General features: G+C 38.5%; 12 protein-coding genes. 10 read left to right on the forward strand and 2 right to left on the reverse strand.

From position 1 onward, the window contains the following. Positions 1 to 145: 145 nt before the first annotated feature. The 5 genes from sauS (at position 146) to helD (ending at position 7,764) form a co-directional block, all read left to right on the forward strand. The gene (gene sauS, locus BSO02S_RS11240; protein ID WP_174524242.1) at positions 146 to 1,582 is read left to right on the forward strand and encodes an acylating sulfoacetaldehyde dehydrogenase; all 1,437 of its coding nucleotides are present in this window, start codon (positions 146 to 148) and stop codon (positions 1,580 to 1,582) included. Positions 1,583 to 1,596: 14 nt separating this feature from the next. After that, the gene (locus tag BSO02S_RS11245) at positions 1,597 to 2,721 is read left to right on the forward strand and encodes a succinate--CoA ligase subunit beta (protein ID WP_066066811.1); all 1,125 of its coding nucleotides are present in this window, start codon (positions 1,597 to 1,599) and stop codon (positions 2,719 to 2,721) included. After that, positions 2,718 to 3,608, forward strand: a complete 891-nt coding sequence (sucD, locus tag BSO02S_RS11250) for a succinate--CoA ligase subunit alpha (protein ID WP_066066813.1) — start codon at positions 2,718 to 2,720, stop codon at positions 3,606 to 3,608. Before BSO02S_RS11245 ends, sucD begins: the two co-directional genes overlap by 4 nt. A gap of 241 nt (positions 3,609 to 3,849) precedes the next feature. Next, the gene (locus BSO02S_RS11255) at positions 3,850 to 5,139 is read left to right on the forward strand and encodes an MFS transporter (protein WP_066066814.1); all 1,290 of its coding nucleotides are present in this window, start codon (positions 3,850 to 3,852) and stop codon (positions 5,137 to 5,139) included. A 318-nt stretch (positions 5,140 to 5,457) separates the two neighbouring features. Next, positions 5,458 to 7,764: an RNA polymerase recycling motor HelD gene (gene helD / locus BSO02S_RS11260; RefSeq protein WP_066066816.1), complete on the forward strand. Its 2,307-nt coding sequence runs from the start codon at positions 5,458 to 5,460 to the stop codon at positions 7,762 to 7,764. 72 nt (positions 7,765 to 7,836) lie between these two features. Here the strand turns inward: helD and BSO02S_RS11265 are convergent, their stop codons facing one another. Beyond that, on the reverse strand, positions 7,837 to 8,661 hold the full coding sequence (locus BSO02S_RS11265) for a GNAT family N-acetyltransferase (protein ID WP_066066818.1): 825 nt from the start codon (positions 8,659 to 8,661) through the stop codon (positions 7,837 to 7,839). A gap of 245 nt (positions 8,662 to 8,906) precedes the next feature. Between BSO02S_RS11265 and BSO02S_RS11270 the strand changes: the two genes are divergently transcribed. The 5 genes from BSO02S_RS11270 (at position 8,907) to BSO02S_RS11290 (ending at position 14,241) form a co-directional block, all read left to right on the forward strand. After that, positions 8,907 to 9,257, forward strand: coding sequence for a YjgN family protein (locus BSO02S_RS11270; protein ID WP_066066821.1), 351 nt, complete (start codon positions 8,907 to 8,909; stop codon positions 9,255 to 9,257). Between the two features lie 25 nt (positions 9,258 to 9,282). Beyond that, entirely contained in the window at positions 9,283 to 9,843 is a 561-nt protein-coding gene (locus BSO02S_RS28280; protein ID WP_066066823.1) for a DNA-processing protein DprA, read from the forward strand. A gap of 471 nt (positions 9,844 to 10,314) precedes the next feature. After that, positions 10,315 to 11,670: a sigma-54 interaction domain-containing protein gene (locus BSO02S_RS11280; RefSeq protein WP_084374983.1), complete on the forward strand. Its 1,356-nt coding sequence runs from the start codon at positions 10,315 to 10,317 to the stop codon at positions 11,668 to 11,670. Between the two features lie 99 nt (positions 11,671 to 11,769). Continuing rightward, a complete protein-coding gene (speB, locus tag BSO02S_RS11285; protein WP_066066825.1) occupies positions 11,770 to 12,765 on the forward strand; it encodes an agmatinase in 996 nt (331 codons plus the stop codon). Positions 12,766 to 12,837: 72 nt separating this feature from the next. Then, complete coding sequence (locus BSO02S_RS11290) at positions 12,838 to 14,241, forward strand: sodium:solute symporter family transporter (RefSeq protein WP_235846905.1); 1,404 nt, start codon at positions 12,838 to 12,840, stop codon at positions 14,239 to 14,241. Positions 14,242 to 14,445: 204 nt separating this feature from the next. On the opposite strand, the gene BSO02S_RS11295 is transcribed toward BSO02S_RS11290, so the two are convergent. Next, the gene (locus tag BSO02S_RS11295; protein ID WP_066066827.1) at positions 14,446 to 14,889 is read right to left on the reverse strand and encodes a cell wall hydrolase; all 444 of its coding nucleotides are present in this window, start codon (positions 14,887 to 14,889) and stop codon (positions 14,446 to 14,448) included. Positions 14,890 to 15,084 lie beyond the last annotated feature (195 nt).

Consider the following 15,084-nt stretch of genomic DNA (forward strand, 5'->3'; position numbering starts at 1 on the left):
TTTCATATCAATTAGTTTTTATATTAGTATATATTGAATATTCAAAATATATTGAATTGTCGAGGCTAAATCGATTAGTATTAAGAATGCAAGCTCAACCTTTAAAGCAGGTTTACAAATTAATAATCTAGATGGAGGAGAATTCATGGGAGAAGTGAAAAATCGGGAAAAGCAAGCTGTCGGGATGAATGTTCAAGAAACAGTCTCAGAAATGGTCAAAAAAGCAAGAGAAGCAATGAAAGTTTTTTATCATTATAGTCAGGAACAGGTCGATGAAGTAGTTCAGGCTATTGCTTGGGCTATCTACAAGCCCGGTCATGCTGAATGTTTGGCCGAACTGGCCTTAAAAGAAACAGGATTGGGCCGTTATGAAGATAAGGTTTTAAAAAAACGCCGCAAAACGATGGGAACGTTACGTGACCTTAAAGGAGCAAAATCTGTAGGTATTATTAATATCGACGTGGCGAAAGGAATCACTGAAATCGCCAAACCAGTGGGAGTTGTAGCAGCAGTCGTACCTTCTACAAACCCGGGTGCAACACCTGCTAATATCGCGATGATGGCATTAAAAGGGAGAAATGCAATTATTATCGCTCCCTCACCAAAAGGACATTCCACAAGTCAATTACTTCTCGAATATATACACGAAGAATTCGAAAGAATCGGTGCACCTAAAGATCTATTCCAAGTACTCCCTGCCCCAGTAAATAAAGCAATTACAAAAGAATTAATGAGTCAGGCTGATTTTTTAACGGTGACTGGTTCTGCAAACAATGTCCATAACGGACAGACAAGCGGAAAGCCAAACGCCTGTGTAGGGGCTGGAAATGTAGTTTCTATCGTTGATCGAACGGCCAATATCGAAGAGACCGCACGTAAAATTTTTTTAAGTAAAACGTTCGACAATGCCACGAGCTGTTCAAACGATAACTCAGTTGTGATTGAAGCTGCGATTTATGACCAAATGATGGCAGCACTAAAACAACAAGGCGGATACCTTTGTAATGATGAGGAAAAACATATCTTGCAAGAGGCAATGTGGATCGATGGAAAAAGAAATTCTCGTACACTAGCAAAAGATCCCGTTGTGATTGCACAGGAGGCAGGTTTGGAACAACCAGATGCTCAAACCGCGAACTTTTTTATGGTAGAGGAAACCGGAATTGGAAAGGACTATCCTTTTTCCGGAGAAAAATTAGCCGTTGTCTTAACAGTATATAAAGCAGCAGACTTCCAAGAAGCAATTAAACTATCGAAGGAAATTTTAAATTACCAAGGAAGAGGCCATTCTTGCGGACTGCATACTACCGAAGAAAAACATATCGAGCAAATAGGATATGAAATGGATGTTTGCAGGCTGTTAATTAATCAGGTACAAGTGTATGGAAATGGCGGTAATTTTAATAATGGATTAAATTTTACTCTTTCAATGGGTGGTGGAACATGGGGTGGTAATAACATTGGAGAAAATTTATCCTATAAACATTTTCTAAATATAACTAGAGTATCCCGGATTATTCCGGAAGTAGTTCCAACCGAAGAGGAATTGTGGGGAAATTATTGGTATAAATATGGGAGATAAAGCGGGGTATAACTATGAAGTTATTTGAATATCAAGCAAAAGAACTTTTTGAACAAATTCAAATTCCTGTTCCAAATCGTAGATTTATTGAAGATCCCGACGGAATTGGAGAAGCAACCAACAGAATAGGCTTTCCTTGTGTTCTGAAAGCTCAGGTACTCCAAGGAGGAAGGGGAAAAGCGGGACTTATAAAGTTTGTTTCAAATATGGATGAAGCATACAGCCAAGCAGATGCCATTTTTTCAAAAGCCCAAAATATGTCTGGCCTTTTGATTGAGGAGGCCGTCCAAATTGAGAAAGAGCTTTATGTCTCCATTACGGCGGACCCTGTAACAGGCACAGCTATGATGATGGCTTGTTCGGAAGGCGGGATGGATATTGAAGAAATTGCAAAAAACATTCCAGAAAAAATTCATAAAATTAATATTGATCTTTCAGAAGGCATCCAGACCTATCAGGTACGAGGACTTCTTTATGATATAGGGATTGATGATAAATTAATTGGTTCAGGGACTAAGATATTGATGGATTTATATCAAGTTTTTAGGAACAATGAAGCAGAATTAGTTGAAATCAATCCATTAATAGTAACAAAGGATGAAAAATTAATTGCGGGAGACGGGAAAATAAGTATAGATGATAATGCTATATTCAGACATGCCCAATTTAAGGTGACAAGAGCCTATTACGAAAATGAAGCAGAATACGATGCTGCCGAAGAGGGGATTCCATATATCCAGTTTGACGGAGATATTGGATTAATGTGTGCCGGTGCCGGGTTAACAAACACGGTATTTGATCTCGTAAATGATTACGGGGGTACTGTTGCTAACTATCTAGAGTTTGGCGGTCCAAATTACCATAAGGCAAAAAAAGCGATGGAAATCATGATGAAAAATGATATTAAGGTATTGTTAATTGTTACATTTGGGACGATTGCCAGAGCCGATGTCATGGCGAAAGGAATAGTGGAAGCCATTAAAGAACTACAGCCACCATTTCCAATTGTTGCAGCAATTCGGGGTACTGGGGAAGAACAAGCACATGAACTGTTGCGGAGTATGGAAATTGAACCATTAATCGATACAGAGCAAGCGGTTATGAAAGCCATTGCACTTTCAGGGGGTGTAAAACAATGAGTATTATCTTAGATCAGTCTACACGTGTTTTAGTGCAGGGCATTACCGGGAAGGAAGGCAAATTCTGGACAAAACATATGATTGATTACGGAACCAATGTTGTAGCAGGTGTAACACCGGGCAAAGAAGGTCAGTATGCTGCAGGGGTCCCTGTTTTTCATACTGTAAAAAGGGCTGCAAGGAATGCTCCAATTGATGCATCCCTTTTGTTTGTCCCACCCCGTTTTGCCAAAGAAGCCTTATTTGAGGCACTAGAAGCCGGAATTAAAAAAGTGGTTATTTTGTGTGACGGTATTCCATTGCATGATGCCATTCAAATGAGAAAGGCAGCCATTAGCGCTGGTGCCATGGTGATTGGCGGGAACACTTCTGGTATTATTTCTATGGGTCAGGCAATGATGGGATTTTTTCCATATTGGCTGGAACGAGTGTACCGTCCTGGACGGATTGGAATAATGACACGAAGCGGTTCGCTGACCAATGAAATAACAGCAGAGGTGGTAAGAGCCGGTTTTGGCGCTTCCTCACTTATTGGGATAGGCGGTGACCCCGTGCCTTTAACCCGGTTTGCCGAGGTGCTGCCATTATTTCAAGAGGATCCGAATACAGATGCAGTCGTTTTGATTGGTGAACTTGGAGGAACAATGGAAGAGGAAGTAGCTGAAGCGATAGAAAATAATGTTTTTACCAAACCGCTTGTTGCCTTTTTAGGTGGGAGAACCGCTCCAAAAGGGAAAAAAATGGGGCATGCAGGAGCTATTATAACAGCTGGCAAAGGGACTGTTAAAGACAAAATGATTGCCTTAAAAAATGCGGGGGCTCTTGTTGCCGAGCGGCCTAGACAGGTTGGTACCTTACTAGAATCCATTTTAGCTTCGAAGATTTAAGTAAGAATAAATTGTAAGCGCTTATTCCTGCGGTATCTGGCAGGAATAGTCCCTTATTTTTAATCGTAAAATGTAAGCGTTTTATATGTTGTTAAAGGATTAGGAGGCAACTTAAAAGTTTGTATGATCCATTTGAATAGAGCTAATCATGCGAGAATACTAGAAAAAATAAATGTCTTGAGATAACAAAAAAATTGAGATCAGACTATGCAGGGCAAAACCAATTTATAGGGGGAAAGGTATGAAGAGAAAAATCACGGTTGGAAATAAGGTGTTATTTCTTCTATGTGCCATGTACTTCATCACCTACATCGATCGGGTTAATATTGCCACAGCAGCTCCATTTATAAAAAAAGATCTAGGTTTATCCACAACGGAAATGGGTTTAATCCTATCTGCCTTTGCCTATCCATATGCTTTTCTTCAGATATTCGGCGGCTGGATAGGGGATAAGGCGGGCGCTAAAAAAACACTTACATTTGTAGGGCTTATTTGGTCGATAACAACTGCGTTAACAGGTATGGTCACAGGATTGGTAAGTGCCATTTTAGTAAGAATAGGGCTTGGTTTTGGGGAAGGCGCTGCTTTTCCTACTGCTACAAAGGCTATGGCACAATGGCTTCCAAAGGAAAAATTCGGCTTTGCACAGGGCATTGTCCATTCAGCTTCCAGACTTGGAAATGCAGTGACACCTCCAATTATTGCGTTACTAATAGTAGCTTTCGGATGGAGAGAATCATTTTTCATCATGGGCGCGATTAGTATTTTTTGGATGATTGCCTGGAATTGGTATTTTAAGGATAATCCAAAAGATCATCCCAAAATAACACAAGAGGAATTGGAAAAATTACCTATATATGAAGAGGAAGGGCAACAAAGTAAAAAAATTATTCCTTGGAAAAAACTATTTAAAAGAATTCTTCCTGTTACATTTGTAGATTTTTGTTATGGATGGACATTATGGGTATATTTAACCTGGCTCCCGTCGTTTTTATTTACTGCTTATCATTTGGATATTAAGAAATCGGCATTATTTGCGGCAGGAATTCTTTTGTCGGGCGTAATTGGAGATACACTTGGAGGAGTCTTATCAGACAAGATTTACGAGAAGACAAAAAACTTGAAGCTTGCCCGCCGTTCCATACTTGTTGTAGGTTTAACAGGTTCGCTGATCTTTTTATTACCGACATTATTTGTGCATAATCTTCCGTTGATTGCAATATCTATGAGTCTAGCCTTCTTTTTCCTTGAGCTTTGTAATGCCAATTTATGGGCTATCCCAATGGATATTGCACCAAATTATTCTGGTACAGCGAGCGGAATGATGAACACTGGATTTGGTGTGGCCGGAATGTTGTCACCAGTTGCTTTTGGATTTTTAATTTCAGTTTCCGGTAACTGGCAGGTTCCATTTATTATGTCAGTCGTGTTATTGTTAATCGGAGTTTTAGTAACATTAAGGATAGACCCGTCTAAAAAATTGGAAATGGAGTCTGATCTTCAAGGGACTGATATATCAAGTCAAATGTAAAAATATAGATATTACTGGATAAAAAATAGACAGTGAGTATGATGCATAAGGTCCCGAAAATGATGAACTCGTGAAAAATAAGTAATTATGATTTGAAATGAAAAAAGAGCCCATCATTTTATGGTTGGGCTCTTCGTGATGAAATTGGTTATCATTAGTATAACCTTGTAAACAATAAAGAGCTAATGGAATAGTGTTCAAAATAATTTAAAAGAATTATCAGAATTTTTAAGAAGAAACTTGACTAGAATTAAAGTATTCGTTAATCTTAATATCCCATGTTTCTAAAATTAAATAGTGAGGTGACAAATTAAAGAGATGAGTGCTAAAGAGCAAGTGTCTGTCCGTGATCATAAAGATTATCAATCCGAAGTGGAGCGTTTAGAGTTTACCAAGGAGTATATCCGAACCGTTTTAGAAATTTCCAAGGGGAATAAAGAATTTTTTGTTGAAAATATGAGACAAGCGTTTGCTGACCTAGACCCACAAGATAGTAGTGCAAGTTACACCGATCTTCTCGCGAATGCAAGCTTTCTTGAATTAGCTGAAAGTGAACTGAAAAGGTTAGAAAGCGTGATTGGCAAACCCTATTTTTCAAGGATTGATTTTACAAGCGATAGTAGTAAAAGCGAAGAAACTTTATACATAGGCAAGGTATCATTGTTTGACCGCGTGTCACAGCAGCCTATTATCGTGGATTGGCGGTCCCCGATTGCCAACGTGTACTATGATGGCCGGCTGGGAGATGTTTCCTATGAGGCATATGGAGAGACACAAACCGGTTTCTTATCCTTAAAACGGCATTATGAAATTATCGATGGATTCATAAAAGATATCAGAGATATCGATTTGACCACACACGATGAACTTTTGCAGAAATCATTGTCTGGAAAAGCGGACAATCGCTTAACAGAAATCGTTGCCACCATTCAAAATGAGCAAAATGAAGTGATCCGAGCATCACTGAAACACCCGATTGTTGTTCAAGGGGCTGCCGGCAGCGGAAAGACAACAATTGCACTTCATAGAATATCCTACTTTCTCTATTCCTTTGGTTACCAATTTCCTCCTGAAAAACTAATGATTCTCGCGCCAAACCGACTGTTTATTGAGTATATATCTGCTGTCTTACCAGAACTCGGGGTCAACAAAATTAATCAAACGACCTTTATCGATTTTATGAAAACTTGCTTGGGACAGAAGATAAAACTATTTTCGCCGACTACGAAACTAATGAAGCTCCTTGAAGATAATGGGAAAACCAAGCGGATTCAATGGGTTTCTAGCTTCAAGGGTTCACTCGAATTTAAGGAATTAATCCATAGTTATCTAAAAGAATTGGAGTTAAACCTTGCCCCTGCAGAGGATTTTATTGTAGAAAAATCCATTCTCATGAAGGGGAAAAGGCTCAAAAGACTATTTTTAAGAGAATATACATACTTACCAATCTATAAAAGGCTTACTAAAATCAAAGCCCTATTAGCAAGTGATTTAAAAAAGAAGAAATCCATCATGCTAACAAACCTTCACACTAGATATGAAGAAGCACTCGAGAAGGCCCTCTATAATACGAGGATAGAACCGGAAAAAAGAAAGCAAAAAGTGGTTACCCTCATGGATTTGAAAGAGAAAAGAAAAGCCAATGTGGAGCAGGAGTCGAAGGTAGCAGTAAAAAAATATATGGATGCCTTTGCCATCAAAGATATTTTTACTTTGTATAAGGAACTGATGACTTCTCCTGAATTATTAAAAAGCCATTCAACGACCCTTACAGATCAAGAATGTAAGGTGCTAAGTAAGTTTTGTCAGCGAATTTTTGATCGAGGCGCCTACGAACTGGAGGATTTAGCTCCGTTATTTTACATGAAGGCAAAACTAGAGGGAATCGACGAAAAATATGTGATGCGCAGTATCTTCATTGATGAAGCGCAGGATTACAGCTATTTTCAATTTGCAGCATTAAAAGAAGGCTTTAATACAGATTTGTTTACCATCGTTGGAGATTTAGCACAAGGTATTCATTCCTATCGCGGATTAAATAGTTGGGAACCGGTATTAAAAGATATTTTTCCCAATGCGAATTATCAAGCATTGCAAAAAAGCTACCGGACAACCGTTGAAATAATGAATTTGGCAAACGATATCCTTAAGCTGATTGACCAAGACCTGCCAAAGGTCGAACCCGTCATTCGACACGGTCAAAAACCATTTTATAAAACGATTGACCCTGCCAAACCGGAACAGGTTAGGCTGCAGCTTGAACAAGATATTTCCTCACTCAAAGAGGAAGAGCTTCACTCGATTGCGATCATTGGAAGGACAGACAGAGATTGTCAAAGAATCCATCAAATACTTGAAAATAGTCACCTTCCCATTCAGTTAATAGAAGAAAAACAAGATATGAAGAAGGGACACGTGGTGATTTTACCTTCCTATTTATCGAAAGGGCTAGAGTTTGATGGGGTTTTGATTGTATGCATGGAAGAGCCGTACGCAAAAGTAGACTTAGACATCAAATTATTGTATGTGTCGATGACAAGACCGATGCATCGATTGTATTTATACGGAAGAGCCACTTCGGACTTTTTATTAACTAGTGCGGACACATCCAATTATGATACATGAAGAGAGATAGCATATTGAGATAAAAAAAACAGCTTGGCCTAAGGGCCAAGCTGTTCTGATAATTAGCAGTTATTAATTATACTTATAGTAATCCTGCGAATGGTAGCTTCTAAACCCACAGGATTCATAGAGTCCTAGTGCATGGGAATTTTTGGCCTCTACCTCGAGAAAAATAGAAAAACCTTTTGCGTCCTCCATTTTAACCACACTTGATAAAGCTTTTCTTCCGATTCCTTTTCCCTGGAGTTCAGGAGATACAGCAAACCCATAAATCCATGCTTCGCCATTTTCTTCAGCAACGCGCATTTTCCCAGCTATTCTGCCTTCTACTTCAATGATTAGATTTTGATCTCCGCCAGTCTCTCTAATCCGTTGATTATAATCTCGTGCATCTTTTTCAGAAAATCCAAAGCACAAAACTTCAAGTTGAATTTCAGCTTCCCAATCCTCTTTGGAAGAAGAAGGTCTGACGGTTATAGCAGGATCTTCCGTTAAATTCGTTTTCTGCCATTTCATTTGATATTCAGCTACCTCAAAGGCACATGGAACGTTCTTTAATAACTCCTTTGCAGATTGTGAGTCCGTAGGAGCATTTAACAAGATAATCTCAAAGCCTTGTTTCTTTGCTTCCTCAAGTCCCATTTCAAACAGCTGTGAAAAAATACCTCTTCTACGGTATTCCGGATGAACCATCCCGCAAAGCTCAGCTTTACTACCAAAACCATAGCTTCCTAGAAAACCAACAAGCTTTCCGTCTTCATAATGGAAGAAGTCTTCCTTACTTTTTCCAGCTCTGTTTTTAAGCATATCAAAATTAAGCTTCAACTGAAATCCTCCGTCTTTCTCACAAATCTCCTGAAGGACTTTTATTTCTTCTAATTGTACTTGTGTTAACATTTGTATCACCTCTGTTCATATTCCACTATACCTATTCTCTGTTAAGTCAGGTAATTCCTTCTTTTGGTGCCTGACACCAAGTGCGGTAATGCTTTAAACTTGCGGGGGCAGGCACCATTTTTGTAGCCATTTTGTCATTTAAAGTGAGATTTGGGTCTTTTTGTTCTATTTTTGGTTTTTTATGTAATTTTAAGAGGTAATTTGCCCTACTTTGTAGAATTATGTAGAAAAGGGGGTGGAAATGAATGAGTACAAATTCTATTACTAATCAAAATGCACAAGTCTTCCACGACAATGGCAATTCGTATTTCGATGGTGGATTATTTCAATACATAGGATGGTCAATTTTAGGCGGTCTAGTCACAATTTTTACACTTGGAATTTGTTATCCATGGGCCATTACGATGATACTTGGTTGGAAAACGAGACATACAGTAATAAATGGAAGAAGATTAACATTCAATGGTTCAGCAATAGGCCTATTTGGAAACTGGATCAAATGGTGGTTCTTTTGTTTAATCACATTAGGTATCTATAGTTTTTGGCTATTTATAGCAATGGAGAAATGGAAAATTAAGCATACTACGTTTGCTTGAATAAGGGTGAATTTCGAATATAGTAATGAACAAACAATCCGTGTGCCAGGTAGGGGTGGTCGGGGCAAGGAATGCCAATTCTGAGGAACTATTACAAATAGCTAACATTTCGAGGGAAGAGGTGCAACACGGGATTGTCGTTATCTCTGGTGGTGCAAAAGGTGTAGACACAACAGCGGTGGAAGCAGCGTTACTAAATGGCGGAAAGGCCATTGTGTTCCCTTCCGAGGGACTAGCGAAATGGGTAAAGAGAAGTGATATTCGTCAATACATCATGAATGGACAGCTACTTTTAATGTCCAACCAGAGGCATGATGCGCCATTTTCGGGTTCAGACGCCATGCAAAGAAATAAATATATCCATGCACCATCAGATGCAGTACTAATTCGAGATAAAAAGCGTATTCTTCCATCAATTTCCTTCCTAGATGGTGAGTATGGCTACCATAAAATATGTTTAGGCGTACCAACCGTAATCGGTGGAAACGGGATTGAAAGTGTAATAGAGTTGCCATTGACTGATGCAGAAATCAAAGCATTAGACAAATCAGCTAAATCTGTGGGAGATATCATAAATATTTTATAGAATTATTGACGCTAAAGGAATGCTGGTGCCTGACCCCTGGTGCGTATTAATATTAGGTAATCGGGATTTATTATGAAGACCGTCACTCAAAGACGGTCTTTTTGTGTGTTTATAATTGAGCTAGAGTTACCAAAAGCTCTTATGATAAAATTAAATTATTTAAAAATAAGTAATTTTCTAAACTTTTTAATAACCGTTGTTAATTCAAGAGACAAGGTAGTTATGGTACTAACTTTATTTTATTTATGAATAATTTACAAGTTTGGTTGCTAGGAGGCGAATAAATGTTTACAAGCAGTGAAGACCTAAAAGAGGTCGATTGCCCACCTCAAAAAAGGAAATTGAGGATTGTATATAGAAATTTGTATCCGTACGTACCATCCAATGTTTTTTAATGACTATATTTATTTTTTATAGTCATTTGTGACTAAATTGGTACCCAATAATTACTAGCGGACTGGAGTGATAAATTTGGCCACGGAACGTATCGATGAAATCTTATTGAAAGAAATTATCATGCATTCTTTTGATGAGATTTTTATTACCGATTGTGAGGGAAATGTGTTAGAGGTAAGCCCATCTTGCTATGAATTATACGGAGTAGGTCCAAATCAACTTATTGGGGGAAATGTGTTAGCCCTTGAAAAGAAAGGCTTTTTGAATCCATCTGTGACAGCCCTTGTTCTAATGTCACAGCAGCCTGTGACGATTATCCAAGAGACGAAGGCCGGAAAGAAGATTCTGGTTTCTGCCCATCCTATCTTTGAAAATGGCTGTTTGGTTCGAACGTTAAGTTTTTCAAGGGATATTACAGAATTTGAAAAATTAAAGGAAAGAAATGAACAAGTTGCTGATACACTTGCAATCTACAAAAGAGAAATAGAAAACATCAAGAGATTAGAATCCTTTCTCTATGAAAATCCCAAAATGACTGAAATCATAAGTGTGATTTCAAAGGTCGCGAATCTAGACGTTACAGTTCTAATCGAAGGTAAATCCGGGGTTGGAAAAAGCAGAATTGCTCATTTACTGCATAAGCAATCCACAAGAGCTATTGAACCATTTATTGAGGTGAATTGTGGTGCAATTCCTGAAACATTATTTGAGTCTGAACTTTTTGGATATGATGAGGGCGCATTTACGGGGGCAAAACGGGGAGGGAAAAAGGGATATTTTGAATTAGCTGGCTCGGGAACGATTTTTCTCGATGAAATAGGAGAAATTCCTCTTAACTTACAGGTAAAACTATTATCCGTACTGCAAAACCGAAAGGTAACTAAAATTGGCGGGAGCAAGGTAATTGATATCAATTGCCGGATTGTTTGCGCTACCAATCAAAATCTTAGAAAGCTGGTTGAAGAGAGAAAGTTTCGAGAGGATCTTTATTACAGAATTGATGTGGTAAAACTGGCGATTCCACCACTCAGGGAAAGAATAGATGAAATTCCTACTCTTATTCATGAATTTGTGGAAGTATTTAATAAAAAATATCAAATAACCAAGGAATTTTCCCCAGAAATGATTGATTGGCTCTGTCATAAGGAATGGCCCGGGAACGTCAGGGAACTGCAAAATTACATCGAGAAAACTATGATAACCTCAAATGAGGATATCATTCACTTCAATTCTCCCCATCGAGAACCTCAAGAAACAAATAAAGAACCTTCCTTCACGGCCTATATGGAATCAATCGAAAAGGAGTTCATCAAGCGTATGTATAAAATGTATCCAAACAGCATTGCTCTAGCAAAAGCATTACAAATTAGTCAATCATCGGCAAACCGAAAAATCCAGAAATATATTAAAAACCGTTTTAGTCACATTTAACTAATTTTAACTATATAAAGATTGATTCCAATCATATTTTCAGTTTGGCATAGTACTTGCATGAGATTAGAGTGAAAACATACTTTTAAGGAGGTCTTTATGGCTAAGAAATATGAACCGATTAATTCACAAGAGTCCCCTCGCTTTTGTGGTGTGAAAACATTTATGAGGCTGCCACATGTAGTTACAGAGGACGATATTGACTTTGCCATCATGGGTGTACCTTTTGATACTGGTGGCAGCTTTGCGGTCGGTACCAGATTTGGTCCGGAATCAGTTCGCTCCATGTCTTCACTTCTTAGACCCTATAATCCTGGTTTAGAGATTGATATTTTCAAATATTGTTCAGGGGTTGATTATGGTGACCTTGCTGTTAACCCAGGTTACATTGAAGATTCTTACCAAATGATTGAGTCCCAATTAGAACCATTGCTCAGCAAAGATGTGGTACCTATCTTAATTGGCGGTGATCATTCTGTGTCACTTCCTCATTTACGGGCGATGGCCAACCGCTTTGGAAAAATGAGTCTTGTCCATTTTGATTCTCATGGAGATACCTGGGATTCTTACTTCGGTAAAAAGTATTCTCATGGCACTATGTTCCGACGGGCCGTTGAAGAGAATATCGTTGACCCATTTCAATCCATTCAAATTGGAATGAGAGGAAGCTTATACGCCCCGGATGATATCAAAGATGCTGAAGGACTTGGATATCAGGTCATAACCACTCAAACCTTGAAAACAATGACAGCTAGTGAATTAGGTGAGATCATTAGGCAGCGTGTTGGGAACAATCCCACCTTTGTCACGTTTGATGTAGATTTCCTCGATCCTGTATTTGCCCCAGGGACAGGGACACCCGAAATTGGCGGTTTCAGTACATTTGAGGCCCAGCAATTTGTCCGGCAGTTAAAGGGAGTAAATATCAAAGGATTTGATGTTGTCGAGGTTCTTCCAGATCGTGATCCAGCAAGAGTCACCAGCCTAGCTGCCGCAAATATTTGTTATGAATTTATTTCCCTTGTCGCTTGGAATAAAAGAGAGGACCAAAAATCGGTTTATTTGGAAACTGCTAAAAATGGAGAACCTCGGTAAGGAATGAAGCCGCTTGCAAAATCTTTTTTAAAAGTATTAGAGAATTTTTAATAAAAGGAAGGGGAATGTAGATTGACATCTCTCGATTTAATTATTGTCCTTTTCTATTTTGCAATGTTAATAGGGGTCGGGGTTTATAGTTCCAAAAAAATTGGAAATGAAAGCGATTATCTAGTGGCGGGGCGAAGGCTTGGGTATGGTTTGTATGTACCTGCAATGACCGCTGTTGTTTTAGGTGGGGCATCGACGTTTGGAAGCACCAAATTAGGATATCAATATGGAATATCCGGATTATGGCTTGTTGGGATGATTGGCTTAGGTATTTTAGGCATGGGGATATTTTTCACGAAAAAACTTAGTAAACTTTCCATCTTCAGCGTCAGCGAACTACTTGGAAACAGATTTGGAAATAGAAGCCGTTATATAAGCGGTTTGGTAATGGCTGTTTATGACATCATGGTAGCTGTTACCGCTGTGGTCGCGATCGGTGTTATGTTTTCTGCCTTATTTGACTGGAGCAGTGCAACAGCAATCCTAGTGGGCGGGCTTATTGTAGTTTTTTATACGATGTTAGGAGGTATGTGGGCAGTAACGTTAACTGACGTGATTCAGTTCTGGATTATGTTTATTGGTTTAATAGGCATTCTAATTCCTGTAGGAATCTATCATGCCGGTGGTACAACAGGACTGGTGAATCAAGTTAGCCCGGAATTTCTAAATCTGACGAATATCGGCGGTAAAGCTATTTTTGCGTATTTCCTCTTATTTTTCTTTGGTATGATGATTGGCCAAGATATCTGGCAGCGGGCGTTTACGGCCAAGGATGAAAAAATTCTTAGAAAAGGAACCATTTACGCGGGGATTCTTTGTATCATTTATGGAATTGCTGGTGCAGTAATTGGAATGGTAGCAAGCGTAGTCGTTCCTGGTCTTGATGACCCGCAACAAGCCCTTCCGCAACTGGTCATAAAGATCCTTCCGACAGGCTTAATAGGAATTTTAGTTGCCGCTGTATCTTCCGCTGTTATGTCCACAGCATCTGGTACCATTATGGCTTCGTCAACTATAATCGTAAATGATTTTATCCTATTTAGAAGTACAAAAAATCGAACAGAAAAAGAGAAAATAAAATTAACCCGGATTGTTACATTGATCGTTGGATGTATTGCTGTTTTAATTTCCCTGGTTCTTCAAGACATTATTGTCGCACTGGATGTTGCTTATGCCATCCTTTCGGGCAGTATATTTATCCCGGTCATTGCCGCATTGTTTTGGAAAAAGGTTTCGGCTAAGGTCGCCCTTTCATCAATGGTTATTAGCGCAATCGTGGTCATTGCAGATTTAATAATAGAAGGAGTCTCCTCCCTAAATGCCATTATCTGGGGCATCGTTGCCTGCGCATTAGTGATGGGAATAGGGACTTTAGTTCAAAATAAAAATACTCCAGTTGTTGAAGAAGTAAATAAGAACGTTTAATGTAACTAGTGGGCACCATCTGGCATGGATGGTGCCTCTTTTTATGTAACTTTAAAAGGTAATTTGCTCTACTTTGTAGAATTATGTAGAAAAGGGGGAGAAAATGGATGAGCACAAATTCAATTACTAATCTAAATGGATGCACCGGGGTCAGGTACCAAACTTTTTGAAAAATATGTAAAAAAGCTTACTCATAGAGTAAGCTTAACTTCCCATATAAACACTGTCACAGGTGCCAGCTTTTGGTTCATAATAACAATGATTTTTATATTGACCAGATTGAGGTTGACCGTACCATGTAGGAGGGCATGGAGCATATGGATTAAAGTACCAAAGGGCATATTTCCCTGGGTGTTCTCTCCAATAATCCAAATTCTGTTTGGCTAATCTTTTTTCGGCAGTTCTCGCTTTTTGATAAAATACATTCCCTTTTTGAACAGCTTCGAAAGAATAATTACCTCCTTGTACTTGATAAATGACTTGTGGAATTGTTCTTAAATTTTTAAAGTCTGAACAATCTCCTTTAAGACGATTAACAATGACATTTCCAACATATAGCATCCCTTGTTTTCCTTCACCTTCGGCTTCTGCTCTCATCATCCTTGCCATTAAGTCGACATCTGAACTTCGGTAATTTACTCTTGGCATTTTTTCACCCCAAAAATATAGTATGAAAAAAAGCCTACATTGATGTCATTGTTTTAAAAAAATAAGTAAGATGTTTAAATATGTAGCTCCATTTTAAATCATTTCCATAAATAAGGTCTCATTGTAGGATTCAGCGCTAACATTTCTTTTTTTTTCATGTATAGTTAAAGTAGAAAATAAAAAACAGAACGAATA

This window comes from Neobacillus soli NBRC 102451 (genome assembly GCF_001591665.1).
Taxonomy (GTDB): domain Bacteria; phylum Bacillota; class Bacilli; order Bacillales; family Cytobacillaceae; genus Neobacillus; species Neobacillus soli.

Coding starts and splice junctions, on each gene's coding strand:
- helD (WP_066066816.1), top strand. CDS start 5,458: ATGAGTGCTAAAGAGCAAGTGTCTGTCCGTGATCATAAAGATTATCAA.
- BSO02S_RS11265 (WP_066066818.1), bottom strand. CDS start 8,661: ATGTTAACACAAGTACAATTAGAAGAAATAAAAGTCCTTCAGGAGATT.
- BSO02S_RS11255 (WP_066066814.1), top strand. CDS start 3,850: ATGAAGAGAAAAATCACGGTTGGAAATAAGGTGTTATTTCTTCTATGT.
- BSO02S_RS28280 (WP_066066823.1), top strand. CDS start 9,283: ATGAACAAACAATCCGTGTGCCAGGTAGGGGTGGTCGGGGCAAGGAAT.
- sauS (WP_174524242.1), top strand. CDS start 146: ATGGGAGAAGTGAAAAATCGGGAAAAGCAAGCTGTCGGGATGAATGTT.
- BSO02S_RS11295 (WP_066066827.1), bottom strand. CDS start 14,889: ATGCCAAGAGTAAATTACCGAAGTTCAGATGTCGACTTAATGGCAAGG.
- sucD (WP_066066813.1), top strand. CDS start 2,718: ATGAGTATTATCTTAGATCAGTCTACACGTGTTTTAGTGCAGGGCATT.
- BSO02S_RS11245 (WP_066066811.1), top strand. CDS start 1,597: ATGAAGTTATTTGAATATCAAGCAAAAGAACTTTTTGAACAAATTCAA.
- BSO02S_RS11270 (WP_066066821.1), top strand. CDS start 8,907: ATGAGTACAAATTCTATTACTAATCAAAATGCACAAGTCTTCCACGAC.
- speB (WP_066066825.1), top strand. CDS start 11,770: ATGGCTAAGAAATATGAACCGATTAATTCACAAGAGTCCCCTCGCTTT.